Here is a 12,899-nt window from a genome sequence, read left to right on the forward strand (position 1 = left end):
CCCACGGACCCGTCAGGTGAGGGCGCGATGCGCCATGAACTGCCATGAGTAGAACCCCCGAGCCGAAGACTCCGACGGCGACCGCCCCCCGCAAGAGCGGCAAGGACGGCAAGGGCATCGCCCTGTTCGTGATCGCCTCGTGTCAGCTGATGGTGGTCCTCGACATCACCATCGTGAACATCGCGCTCCCCCACATCCAGACCGCGCTGGACTTCTCCACCACCAGCCTGTCGTGGGTCGTCAACGCCTACACGCTGACCTTCGGCGGTCTGCTCCTGCTGGGCGGACGCGCCGGTGACATCCTGGGCCGACGGCGCGTGTTCATCTTCGGTGTGCTGCTCTTCGGACTGGCCTCCCTGTTCTGCGGACTCGCGCAGAGCGAGTGGCAACTCCTCGCGGCCCGCGCCCTCCAGGGCGTCGGCGGCGCGATAGCCTCCCCGACCTCGCTCTCCCTGATCACCACGACGTTCGACGAAGGCCCGGAACGCAACCGGGCCTTCGGCGTCTTCGCGGGCGTCTCGGCCGGCGGCGGCGCGATCGGTCTGGTCGCGGGCGGCATGCTCGTCCAATGGCTCGACTGGCGCTGGATCTTCTTCGTCAACGTGCCGATCGCGCTGATCATCGCCTTCCTCACCCCGCGACACGTCAAGGAGTCCGAGCGGCACCCCGGCCACTTCGACCTCGCGGGCGCGCTCACCTCCACGCTCGGCATGGTGGCACTGGTCTACGGGTTCATCCGGGCCGCCCAGGAGGGCTGGAGCGATCCGTACACGATCGGCTCGTTCGTCGCGGCGGTCGTCCTCCTGGCCACGTTCATCCTGATCGAGCGGCGCTCCCAGCAACCCATCACGCCGCTGCACATGTTCGCCGACCGCAACCGCTCGGGCACCTACGTCATCATGCTCTGTCTGGCGGCGGCCATCTTCGGGATGTTCTTCTTCCTCACCCTGTTCGTCCAACAGGTGCTGGGCTTCAGCCCCCTGGCGACAGGGCTCGCCTTCCTGCCGGTCAGCGCGATCATCGGGGTCGGCGCCGGCCTCACGTCCAACCTGCTGCCCCGGTACGGCCCGAAACCCTTCATGGTGGTGGGCTCGGTGCTCGCCGCGGCGGGACTGTCCTGGCTGACCCTGACCGACGTCGACTCCACCTATCTCGGCAGCATCCTCGGACCGATCCTCGTCTTCGGCCTCGGCATGGGCCTGATGTTCGTCTCCCTGACCATCATGGCGCTGTCGAACGTCGAGACCCAGGAATCCGGCGCCGCGTCCGGTCTGCTCAACGCCACGCAACAGGTGGGCGGTTCGCTGGGCCTGTCGATCCTGGTGACGGTCTTCGGCACGGCCAGCCGCAACGAGGCGGACACCCAGGTCCCCCTCTTCCTCTCCCAGGCGACCCCGATGCAGAAGGCCGAGTTCGCCAGAACGGGCCAGCTCCCCGCCCCCTGGGGCGACCAGGTGCTGACCTCGGGCGTCTCCGCGGGCTTCGTCACAGCGGCGATCTTCGCCGTGGTCGGCGCCCTGGTGGCCCTCTTCGTGATCCAGGTCCGCCAGTCGGACATCGACCGCCTGAAGGGCGGGGTGGGCCCGGGCGTGGGAGTCTGAGCCACGGCACCACCGGGGGCCCCGGCAGCCTCGTGACGCACGCGAAGGGCCCCCTCGCTCATGAAGAGCGAGGGGGCCTCAAGGGTTCCGTGAGGTCCGGGCGGAGCCGCCGGGCCTCACCGGGCTCCTGGGGACGTCCTAGATGTCACGGAAGATCTCGATCTGCGCGCCGATCGAGTTCAGCCGCTCCGCCAGGTCCTCGTAGCCGCGGTTGATGACGTACACGTTCCGGAGGACCGACGTGCCCTCGGCCGCCATCATCGCGAGGAGGACGACCACCGCCGGGCGCAGGGCCGGCGGGCACATCATCTCGGCGGCGCGCCAGCGGGTGGGGCCCTCCACCAGGACGCGGTGGGGGTCGAGGAGCTGGAGGCGGCCGCCGAGGCGGTTGAGGTCCGTGAGGTAGATGGCCCGGTTGTCGTAGACCCAGTCGTGGATCAGCGTCTTGCCCTGCGCCGTCGCCGCGATCGCCGCGAAGAAGGGGACGTTGTCGATGTTCAGGCCCGGGAACGGCATCGGGTGGATCTTGTCGATCGGCGCCTCCAGCTTGGAGGGGCGGACCGTGAGGTCGACCAGGCGCGTCCGGCCGTTGTCCGCCGGGTACTCGGCCGACCGGTCGTGGTCGAGGCCCATCTCCTCCAGGACCGCGAGCTCGATCTCCATGAACTCGATCGGGACCCGGCGGATGGTCAGTTCGGATTCCGTGACCACCGCCGCGGCCAGCAGGCTCATCGCCTCGACCGGGTCCTCGGAGGGGGAGTAGTCGACGTCGACGTCGATCTGGGGGATGCCGTGGACGGTCAGGGTGGTGGTGCCGATGCCGTCCACCCGTACGCCCAGGGCCTCCAGGAAGAAGCACAGGTCCTGGACCATGTAGTTGGAGGAGGCGTTGCGGATGACGGTCACGCCGTCGTGGCGGGCGGCCGCGAGCAGGGCGTTCTCGGTCACCGTGTCGCCGCGCTCGGTCAGCACGATCGGGCGGTCGGGGGAGACGGAGCGCTCGACCTGGGCGTGGTAGATGCCCTCGGTCGCGGTGATGTCGAGGCCGAAGCGGCGCAGCGCGATCATGTGCGGCTCGATCGTGCGCGTACCGAGGTCGCAGCCGCCGGCGTACGGCAGCTTGAACCGGTCCATGCGGTGCAGCAGCGGGCCGAGGAACATGATGATCGAGCGGGTGCGGATCGCGGCCTCGGCGTCCATCGAGTCCATGTCCAGCTCGGCAGGCGGCACGATCTCCAGGTCGACGCCGTCGTTCACCCAGCGGGTCCGCACCCCGATGGAGTTGAGCACTTCGAGGAGCCGGAAGACCTCCTCGATGCGGGCGACCCGGCGCAGGACCGTGCGGCCCTTGTTGAGCAGGGAGGCGCAGAGGAGCGCGACACAGGCGTTCTTGCTCGTCTTGACGTCGATGGCGCCCGAGAGGCGGCGGCGGCCGACGACCCTGAGGTGCATCGGTCCCGCGTAACCCAGGGACACGATCTCGCTGTCGAGGGCTTCGCCGATCCGGGCGATCATCTCAAGGCTGATGTTCTGGTTGCCGCGCTCGATCCGGTTGACGGCGCTCTGGCTCGTGGCCAGTGCTTCGGCGAGCTGCGTCTGCGTCCAGCCGCGGTGCTGCCGGGCGTCACGGATGAGCTTGCCGATGCGTACGAGGTAGTCGTCTGCCATGGCGTCACGTTATCTCAGATATGAGATGGTGATCGCAGTTGGGGTAGGCCATCAGGGTGACAGGCTGTGCGCGGTCGGGTGGCGCGGCTCGTACAGGGGGAGTTCGGTCCCGCTCGGCAGCCGCACGGCGGCGAGCAGACCCCAGCCCTGGTCGGTGATGGCGCGTGAGATCTCCGCGCCCCGGTCCTCGAGGTCCTTCAGGGCCGCGGTGAGGTCGTCGCACATGAGGTAGAGCTCGTGCTTCGGCTCCTCCGTCGTCGGGTGGACGGCGACCTCGGCGGGCGGCAGCTTGAAGATGAGCCAGCCGCGCCCGGCGTCCACGTGCGGGAAGCCCACGACGTCCTTGAGGAAGGCCCGGTCGGCCTCCGCGTCCCGCGTGTAGAGAATCACATGCGCGCCACTGAACATGTCCCGATCGTCGGCCGCCCGTACGGCCGCGGCAATTCGTCCGCGGCCGTACGGGCGGGCGTGAGGAGGGTGGCGCCGGGCGGGTGGGGGTGCCTCGGTCGCCTCACTGCGGTGGCCGTTCCGGTCTCCTCGGTACGCCTCGCCGTGCCTCAGTGCGCCGCGCAGCCGCAGGCCCGGTGCCGGCCGCCGTGTACCGCCGCGTACGTCGAGGGGCGCGGCGCGGCCACCGCGCGGGCCAGCCCCGCGGTGGCCGTACGGCCCGAGGCCGACTCGGCGTCGTGGACCACGCGGCCCCCGACCAGGGTCAGCCGCACCGCGGTGTCACTGATGTCCGCGACCGGACATTCCATTACATCCCGGTCGAGAAGCAGCAGATCGGCGGCCCGCCCCTCCCGGATCGTCCCGGTCTCCCCGTCCATCCGCAGCTGCCAGGCAGTGCCGTACGTGTGCATCCGCAGCGTCGAGGCGCGGCTCAGGCCCTCCAGCTCGCGGTGGAGCGGCCCCTCGCCGTACGCCCCCTGCCGGTCGATCGAGGTCCGGATCTGGTTCCACACCTGGAGCGCGTCCACCGGCCAGTCCGAGCCGCCGGAGAGCACGGCGCCGTGGCGTTCGAGCGAGCGCGCCGGGTACATCCACCGGTGCCGCTCGGGCCCGATGTACGGCAGGAGCGCCTCCATCGTCCAGGTGTCCGCGGACGCCCACTGCAGCTGCATGCAGGCCGCCACGCCCAGTGGGGCGAAGCGCCGCAGATCGGCCGGGTGCACCAGCTGGAGATGGGCGACGGCGTTGCGCGGGTCGCGCAGCCCGGTGGCGCGGCGGGCGTACGCGTATCCGTCGAGCGCCGTGCGTACGGCCCGGTCTCCCAGGCCGTGGGCGTGCATCTGCCAGCCGGCCCGGTTGAAGGTGGCCGACAGCCGCCCGTAATCCTGGGCCGACACGTACAGTTCACCCCAGTTGGTGGTGGCTCGCCCCGATCCGTCCAGATACGGTTCGAGGAGCGCCGCCGTCTGCGCCGGGTACTCGATCACCCCGTCGAGGAACACCTTGATCATCCCGAAGCGCAGCCCCCGCACGTCGCCGAACTCCCGGCGCAGCCCCCGGGCGTACGCGAGCGCCGCCGCCGGGTCCTTCGCCTGGTCCGGGTCGAGCCGGATCGCCGGGACGATACGCTGCGGCAGCTTCCCGGCGGCCGCGAGCGCCCGGTACGTGCCGAGTTCACCGCGTCCGACCAGGGCGTCCATCATCGTGGTGACCCCGGAGGCCGCCGCCTGGGCGAGCACCCGTGCGCAGGCCGCGACGAGCTCGGCCTCGCTCGGCTCCGGGATGTGCCGGGTCACCAGCGGCTGGGCGTCGTCCTTGAGGACGCCGGTCGGCCTTCCGTCCGCGCCCTTCACGACCTTCCCGCCCACCGGGTCCGGCGTGGCGGCCGTGATGCCGGCGATCTCCAGGGCGCGGCCGTTGACCCAGATGTTGTGGCCGTCGCCGCCCACCAGGGCGACCGGCCGGCGGGTGGGGAGGGTGTCGAGCAGCGAGTGGTGGGGGAGCGAGCCCTGCGGCAGCAGGCCGATCGGGTTCCAGTCCTCCACCACCAGCCAGCCGTCCGGTTCCTGCCCCGGGCTGTCCTTGAGGAAGCCGGTCAGGATCGCGAGCAGCTCCTCCCGCGTCGTCTCCGCCCCTTCGAGGGAGGGCCGCAGCGAGCGGCTGCCCGCGCCCAGGGGGTGGACGTGACCGTCGTGGATGCCGCTCATCACGGTCGCGCCGCGCGCGTCGACGACCTCGGTGTCCCGGCCGACGAGGCGGCGCAGTTCGTTGCCCCGCCCGGTCGCCAGGATCCGGCCGTCGCGGCCGACGGCCACGGCCTGGACGGGACGGCCGCCGGACCGGCCGGTGAACACCCGGGCGTTGTGCACGACCAGCGCGGCCGACCGGGGGCGCGAGCCCGCGGCCGCGGGGCTCCCGGCGACCCCGACGAGACCCGCCGCACCGGCGGCGGCGAGAACGGTGCGCCGGCTCAGGGAAGAAGTCATGACCACTCCAAACATTGGCTGTGGCCGGACGTTCGCTGATTAACGTCGTAACCAGTACCCTCCCCGGACCGCGAAATCCGTACGATGGCGCGCATGTCAGGGCCCACCCTCACCGACATCGCCCGTGCCGCGGAGGTGTCCACCGCCACCGTGTCCCACGCCCTCAACGGCACGGGCCGGCTCGGTGAGTCCACCCGGCGCCGGGTCCGCGAGGTGGCGGCGGCCCTCGGCTACGGCTCGCGCCGGACGCCCCTCACGCGGACCGGGACGCTCGGCCTCGCCGTCACCACCTACGCGGGCGCGCCCTGGAACTTCCTAGAGATCCCCTACTTCTCCCGCCTGCTGACCGCCGCCGCGGCCACCGCGCACGCCCTCGGCTACGCGCTGACGGTCCTGCCCGCGGCGCGCGGCGGCGAGACCCTGTGGCACACCCTGACCGTCGACGGCATGCTCCTGCTCGACAGCCCCGAGGACGACCGGGTGCTGCGCGCCCTGCGGGCCCGGGGCATCCCCGTGGTCTTCGACGGCCGTCCCGCGGACCCGCACCCCGACGACGTGTGGGTCGACAACGACCACGCCACGACCACCCGTGAGCTCCTCGACCATCTGGCGGCCGCCGGTGCGCGCCGGATCGCCCTGCACGCCGGGTACGGCCGCGAGTACTACACCGGCGCCGTGACCCGGGCGTACGAGGAATGGTGCCGCGAGCGCGGCCGGGAGCCGTCGGTGATCACCTTCGATCCGGAGGACACGCCGGGCCATGCCTTCGACCGGGCGTTCTCCGCCCGGTCCTGCGACGCCGTCCACTCCCTCTACGACCCCGGTGGCCGGCAGGTCCTCGCCGCGGCGGCCCGCCACGGTCTGCGGATCCCCGACGACCTGCTCCTCGTCTGCGCCAGCGAGGATCCGGCCTATGCCGAGACCGGCCCGCCGGTGACCACGGTGTCGCTGCGGCCCGAGACCATCGCGGAGACGGCGATCACGACCCTGGTGGCCCGGCTCGACCCCGCCGTGGAGGCCCCCGCGCCGGGTGGGCTGACGGTCCCGGCCCGGCTGTGTGTGCGCGCGTCGACGCGCCGGGGGAGCGGGTGAGCGCGGCCGTGCCTCCGGGCTCGCCCGCCGCGCCTCCGGGCTCGCCCGTCGGACGGTCGTCAGGATGACGGCCGTCACAGGCATGCCGGGCATGACCGAGCAGCGGGGATGCACTAGAGTTATCTCGACATCGAGATAACTGCTTACGGCGCACCGCGGCCGCCCACCCGGTAAGGGTTACCTAACTAAGCCTTACCTTAGCGGATCGGCGAGGGAGTCGTGGCGGCAGCATGGCGGTAATACGCGCACATTGATGAAGGAGACTGTCGTGTCGGCGAACAGCTTCGACGCCCGCAGCACGCTGCGCGTGGGCGACGAGTCGTACGAGATCTTCAAGCTGGACAAGGTCGAGGGCTCCGCGCGCCTCCCTTACAGCCTGAAGGTCCTCCTGGAGAACCTGCTCCGCACCGAGGACGGCGCGAACATCACCGCCGACCACATCCGGGCCCTGGGTGACTGGGACTCGCAGGCCCAGCCGAGCCAGGAGATCCAGTTCACGCCGGCCCGCGTGATCATGCAGGACTTCACCGGCGTTCCCTGTGTCGTCGACCTCGCCACCATGCGTGAGGCCGTCGCGGCGCTCGGCGGCGACCCGGCGAAGATCAACCCGCTCTCCCCGGCCGAGATGGTCATCGACCACTCCGTCATCGCCGACAAGTTCGGCACGAACTCCGCCTTCGCGGAGAACGTCGAGCTGGAGTACGGCCGCAACAAGGAGCGCTACCAGTTCCTGCGCTGGGGCCAGACCGCCTTCGACGACTTCAAGGTCGTCCCCCCGGGCACCGGCATCGTCCACCAGGTGAACATCGAGCACCTGGCCCGTACGGTCATGGTCCGCAACGGCCAGGCGTACCCCGACACCCTCGTCGGCACCGACTCCCACACCACCATGGTCAACGGCCTCGGTGTGCTCGGCTGGGGCGTCGGCGGCATCGAGGCCGAGGCCGCGATGCTCGGCCAGCCGGTCTCCATGCTCATCCCGCGCGTCGTCGGCTTCAAGCTGACCGGCGAGCTCCCGGCCGGCACCACCGCCACCGACCTGGTCCTCACGATCACCGAGATGCTGCGCAAGCACGGCGTCGTCGGCAAGTTCGTCGAGTTCTACGGTGAGGGCGTCGCCGCCACCTCCCTCGCGAACCGCGCCACCATCGGCAACATGTCGCCGGAGTTCGGCTCCACCGCCGCCGTCTTCCCGATCGACGGCGAGACCCTGAACTACCTCAAGCTGACCGGCCGCTCCGCGCAGCAGGTCGCGCTCGTCGAGGCGTACGCCAAGGAGCAGGGCCTCTGGCTCGACCCGGCCGCCGAGCCCGACTTCTCCGAGAAGCTGGAGCTCGACCTCTCCACGGTCGTCCCCTCCATCGCCGGACCGAAGCGCCCGCAGGACCGCATCGTCCTCGCGAACGCCGCCACGCAGTTCGCCCAGGACGTCCGCAACTACGTCACCACCGCCGACGAGGCGGGCGAGGAGTCCTTCCCGGCCTCCGACTCCCCGGCCGTCTCCAACGGCGTTCCGTCGAACCCGGTCCAGGTGACCGCCCCCGACGGCAGCACCTACACGATCGACCACGGCGCCGTCACCGTCGCCGCGATCACCTCCTGCACCAACACGTCGAACCCGTACGTGATGGTCGCGGCCGCGCTCGTCGCGAAGAAGGCCGTCGAGAAGGGCCTGACCCGCAAGCCGTGGGTCAAGACCACCCTCGCCCCGGGCTCGAAGGTCGTCACCGACTACTTCGACAAGGCGGGGCTCACCCCGTACCTCGACAAGGTCGGCTTCAACCTCGTCGGCTACGGCTGCACCACCTGCATCGGCAACTCCGGCCCGCTGCCGGAGGAGGTCTCCAAGGCCGTCAACGAGCACGACCTGGCGGTCACCTCGGTCCTCTCCGGCAACCGGAACTTCGAGGGTCGCATCAACCCCGACGTCAAGATGAACTACCTGGCCTCCCCGCCGCTGGTCGTCGCGTACGCCCTCGCGGGTTCCATGAAGGTGGACATCACCAAGGACGCCCTCGGCGTCGACCAGGACGGCAAGCCCGTCTACCTGGCCGACATCTGGCCGACGGAGGCCGAGGTCAACGACGTCGTCGCCAACGCCATCGGCGAGGACATGTTCAACAAGTCCTACCAGGACGTCTTCGCGGGCGACGCCCAGTGGCAGGCGCTGTCGATCCCGACCGGCAACACCTTCGAGTGGGACACCGAGTCCACCTACGTCCGGAAGCCCCCGTACTTCGAGGGCATGACGATGGAGACCACCCCGGTCACCGACATCGTCGGCGCCCGCGTCCTGGCCAAGCTGGGCGACTCGGTCACCACCGACCACATCTCCCCGGCCGGTGCCATCAAGGCCGACACCCCGGCCGGCAAGTACCTCACCGAGCACGGTGTGGAGCGTCGTGACTTCAACTCCTACGGCTCGCGCCGTGGCAACCACGAGGTCATGATCCGCGGCACCTTCGCCAACATCCGCCTGCGCAACCAGATCGCGCCGGGCACCGAGGGCGGCTTCACCCGCGACTTCACCGTCGAGGGCGCGCCGGTGTCGTTCATCTACGACGCCTCGCAGAACTACCAGGCCGCCGGCACCCCGCTGGTCATCCTGGGCGGCAAGGAGTACGGCTCCGGCTCGTCCCGCGACTGGGCCGCCAAGGGCACCGCGCTCCTCGGCGTCAAGGCCGTCATCACCGAGTCGTACGAGCGCATCCACCGCTCGAACCTCATCGGCATGGGCGTCCTGCCGCTCCAGTTCCCGGTCGGCCAGTCGGCCGACTCGCTCGGCCTGACCGGCGAGGAGACCTTCTCCATCGCGGGCGTCACGGAGCTGAACGAGGGCACCACGCCGAGCACGGTCAAGGTCACCACCGACACCGGTGTCGAGTTCGACGCGGTCGTCCGCATCGACACCCCCGGCGAGGCGGACTACTACCGCAACGGCGGCATCATGCAGTACGTGCTCCGCAACCTGATCCGTGGCTGACACGATCTGATCCGGTAGTCGTACGACGTACGGAAGGGCCCCGCTCCTCGGAAGAGGAGCGGGGCCCTTCCGCCGCACCGGTGGCGATCAGAAGAGCTGGCCGAAGCCGTTCCAGCCCGAGGTGCCGATCTTGATGCGGGTGGCGAACGGCGTCGACGAGCTGCCCGAGCCCTTGTACAGCCACAGGGCGCCGGCGCTGTCGCGGGCCACCAGGTCCGCACGGCGGTCGCCGTTGAGGTCGCCGGGGGAGAACAGGTTGTTGAACATGTTCCAGCCGCTGCCGACACGGGTGCGGGTCGAGAAAGGGGCCCGGTAGTTGCCGGTGCCCTTGTAGAGCCACAGGACACCGCTGCGGTCACGCGCGACGAGGTCCGCGCGGCCGTCGCCGGTCACGTCGCCCTTGCCGGCGATCTGGGTGTACGCGTTCCACCCGGAGCCGATGCGGGTGCGCGCGGTCAGGGACGCGTTGCCGTTGCCCAGGTAGTGCCAGAGCACGCCGGAGCCGTCACGGGCCAGGATGTCGTCCGGGGCGCCGCCGCCGGTGTTGCCGGCCGAGATGACCTTGTTGTAGGCGTTCCAGCCGCCGCCGAGGTCGCGGACCGGGCCGTTGCTGGCGAAGTGCAGGCGGCCCGCGCTGCTGACGGCGTACCAGCCGTCGGCGTGGTACCAGCCCTCCTCCTCGGGCTGTCCTTCGATGTCCGCCTGGGTGAAGTTCTTGTATCCCACCCAGTTCCAGCCCTGGCGCCCGGCGATCCGCTGGATGGCGCCGCCGCCGACGGGGGTGTAGCCGATGATGTCGCCGTTGGTGTGCCAGCCGTAGAGGTTGTTCAGCGCGGCTCCGGACGCGGCGGTCGCGGAGGCCGCGGCGGCGGACACACGGTCCGACTGCGCGGCGGCGGACACACGGTCCGACTGCGGCGCGGCGGGGGCCTTGGCCGCCGGGCCCGGCTCCGCGGCGACCGCGGCGGTCGAGGTGGCGACGAGGGCGGCGGTTATCGCGGCGACCGTGACACGGGACAGGAGACCCGAGCGGTTCAGGCCAGAAGAGTTGGCCACGTAGTACTCCATAAGGGAGAGGGACAAGGAAGTTCCGCCGTGCACTCGAACACACGGACGAGGTCGGCGGTCTCCCTATGATCTCCGGTCACCCTCACAGGATCCTTACTTTTCCGGGTGTCTGTGACACAACTGTTTCGATCCCGACCGTATGCCCCCTTTGCCCTCCCGCGTCCCCTCGGCGCCGGGGTCCGTCCCGTCAAGGTGCCCCACTACGGGGAGGCCTGAGGCACTGTCAAGGGCATGGGCGGACGAGTGGTTGGACGAAACGCCGCAGATCCAGCGTGCTTATCCCGGAGGTCTCAACTCGGGAAAGATGGCCGTAGAAACCTGCTTTCGATCTTGCTCAGGCGAAGGGAAGTGGACTATACCTGTCGGCGTCCAGCCAGTCGGTTCCATCACACGACGGCCCGACGCCTGCACGACCCGGCTGCAAATGACCGCGGTGGCGGGGCCCTTCGCCTGTGGCGAGTGAGTACGGGCGACCGGTACACCGCCTGAGTCCTGAATGAAGGCGAGGACTTGAGCATGGGATCCACCTCCGCTCAGACCAATGAGGGCCTTGGCCGTCGCGATCTGATCAAGCGTTCCGCCGCGATCGGCCTGATTTCGGTGCCGACCATGGGCTTCCTCTCCGCCTGCGCGAGCAGCAGCGGCGACGGAAACGCGAAGGTCGAGAAGGGTACGAAGTCCGACAAGAACCCGCTCGGGGTGAACGAGTCGGCACCGCTTGATTTCGTCCTCTTCGACGGCGGATTCGGACAGCAGTACGCCAAGGACGCGATCAAGGTCTACGAGACGAATTACCCCAAGGCCAAGGTCAAGTTCACGCCCACCCAGAAGATCACCACGGAGCTCCAGCCGCGCTTCAACGGCGGCAACCCGCCGGACCTCATCGACAACTCCGGCGCCGAGCAGATGGACATGGGCGTCCTCGTCGGCCAGAAGCAGCTGGCCGACCTCACCGCGCTCCTGGACTCGGCCTCCGTCGACGACCCGAACAAGAAGGTCCGCGACACCCTGCGGCCCGGCATCGTCGAGATGGGCCAGTTCGACGGCGCCCCGGTCTGGATCCTCTACTACGCCTACACCGTCTACGGCGTCTGGTACTCGCAGAAGCTCCTCGACTCGCTCGACGCGAAGTACCCCGAGACCTGGGACGAGATGCTGGCCGTCTGCGAGAAGGCCAAGAAGAAGGGCATCGCGGGCTGGACGTACGCGGGCAAGCACCCGTACTACCTGCCCTTCTCGCTCTACCCGATGATCGGCAAGGTCGGCGGCCGCGAGGTCCTGGACGCCATCGACAACCTGGAGCCGAAGGCCTGGGAGCACCCTGCGGTCAAGGCGTGTTTCGAGGCCTACTACGAGCTCGTCCAGAAGGGCTACATCCTCAAGGGCACCCCCGGCCTCGACCACATCCAGTCGCAGACCGCCTGGACCGAGGGCAAGGCGCTGTTCATCCCGAACGGCTCCTGGGTCGAGAACGAGGCGGCGAAGACCATGCCGGCCGACTTCGACCTTGCCGTCTCGGCCCCGAGCGGCATCGACGCCTCCGACAAGATGCCCTTCGGCACCATGTGGGCGTCCGGTGGCGAGCCGTTCATCGTCCCGGCCAAGGCGGCCAACCCCGAGGGCGGCATGGAGCAGCTGCGCATCATGCTCAGCGAGGCCTCGTCCAAGAACTTCACGCAGTCCGTGAAGTCCCTCTCCGCGTTCAACGGCGGCACCGACGGCATCGAGCTGACGCCGGGCCTCAAGTCCGGTGTCGCGGCCCTGGAGAAGGCCGGCCAGAACGTCGTCAACCCGCGCCTCCAGGACTGGTACGTCGCCCTCCAGAAGGAGAAGATCGGTGTCGCGGGCATCGGCGAGATGATGGCCGGCCGCGCGACCCCGGCCGAGACGATCAAGAAGATCCAGAAGTTCGCCGACGAGGCGGCCAAGGACTCCTCGATCAAGCACTACAAGCACCAGTGAGCAGTGCCGGGGCCCCTTCCCGCCGACCGGGAGCGGGCCCCGGCCCCTTCGCGCGCGGCACCCGCGGCGCGCCTCCGCGGGAAGATCGGG

8 protein-coding genes are annotated in these 12,899 nt (G+C 69.9%); 4 read left to right on the forward strand and 4 right to left on the reverse strand.

The genetic code is table 11. The annotated features are described in order from the left end of the window. Nucleotides 1–44 precede the first annotated feature (44 nt). A complete protein-coding gene (locus IF00_RS0128555; protein WP_030322921.1) occupies nucleotides 45–1,601 on the forward strand; it encodes an MFS transporter in 1,557 nt (518 codons plus the stop codon). Nucleotides 1,602–1,739: 138 nt separating this feature from the next. Here the strand turns inward: IF00_RS0128555 and IF00_RS0128560 are convergent, their stop codons facing one another. The 3 genes from IF00_RS0128560 to IF00_RS0128570 form a co-directional block, all read right to left on the reverse strand. Next, a complete protein-coding gene (locus tag IF00_RS0128560; RefSeq protein ID WP_030322922.1) occupies nucleotides 1,740–3,269 on the reverse strand; it encodes a helix-turn-helix domain-containing protein in 1,530 nt (509 codons plus the stop codon). Nucleotides 3,270–3,320: 51 nt separating this feature from the next. After that, on the reverse strand, nucleotides 3,321–3,677 hold the full coding sequence (locus tag IF00_RS0128565) for a VOC family protein (protein ID WP_030322923.1): 357 nt from the start codon (nucleotides 3,675–3,677) through the stop codon (nucleotides 3,321–3,323). Between the two features lie 149 nt (nucleotides 3,678–3,826). Next, nucleotides 3,827–5,704: an amidohydrolase gene (locus tag IF00_RS0128570; RefSeq protein ID WP_037639229.1), complete on the reverse strand. Its 1,878-nt coding sequence runs from the start codon at nucleotides 5,702–5,704 to the stop codon at nucleotides 3,827–3,829. Between the two features lie 93 nt (nucleotides 5,705–5,797). Here IF00_RS0128570 and IF00_RS0128575 point away from each other — a divergent pair, with 93 nt between their 5' ends. Together IF00_RS0128575 and acnA are read left to right on the forward strand one after the other, a co-directional pair. Further along, nucleotides 5,798–6,796 (forward strand): LacI family DNA-binding transcriptional regulator, encoded by a 999-nt coding sequence (locus IF00_RS0128575; RefSeq protein ID WP_245234662.1) that lies wholly within the window; start codon nucleotides 5,798–5,800, stop codon nucleotides 6,794–6,796. A gap of 268 nt (nucleotides 6,797–7,064) precedes the next feature. Beyond that, nucleotides 7,065–9,779, forward strand: coding sequence for an aconitate hydratase AcnA (gene acnA / locus IF00_RS0128580; RefSeq protein ID WP_030322928.1), 2,715 nt, complete (start codon nucleotides 7,065–7,067; stop codon nucleotides 9,777–9,779). An 87-nt stretch (nucleotides 9,780–9,866) separates the two neighbouring features. On the opposite strand, the gene IF00_RS0128585 is transcribed toward acnA, so the two are convergent. Next, nucleotides 9,867–10,835, reverse strand: a complete 969-nt coding sequence (locus IF00_RS0128585; protein WP_030322930.1) for an FG-GAP repeat domain-containing protein — start codon at nucleotides 10,833–10,835, stop codon at nucleotides 9,867–9,869. Nucleotides 10,836–11,363: 528 nt separating this feature from the next. On the opposite strand from IF00_RS0128585, the gene ngcE reads away from it, so the two are divergent. Next, on the forward strand, nucleotides 11,364–12,809 hold the full coding sequence (gene ngcE / locus IF00_RS0128590) for an N-acetylglucosamine/diacetylchitobiose ABC transporter substrate-binding protein (protein ID WP_030322932.1): 1,446 nt from the start codon (nucleotides 11,364–11,366) through the stop codon (nucleotides 12,807–12,809). Nucleotides 12,810–12,899: the final 90 nt, after the last annotated feature.

It is taken from the genome of Streptomyces flavochromogenes (assembly GCF_000717595.1).
In the GTDB taxonomy this organism is placed as follows: Bacteria; Actinomycetota; Actinomycetes; order Streptomycetales; family Streptomycetaceae; genus Streptomyces; species Streptomyces flavochromogenes.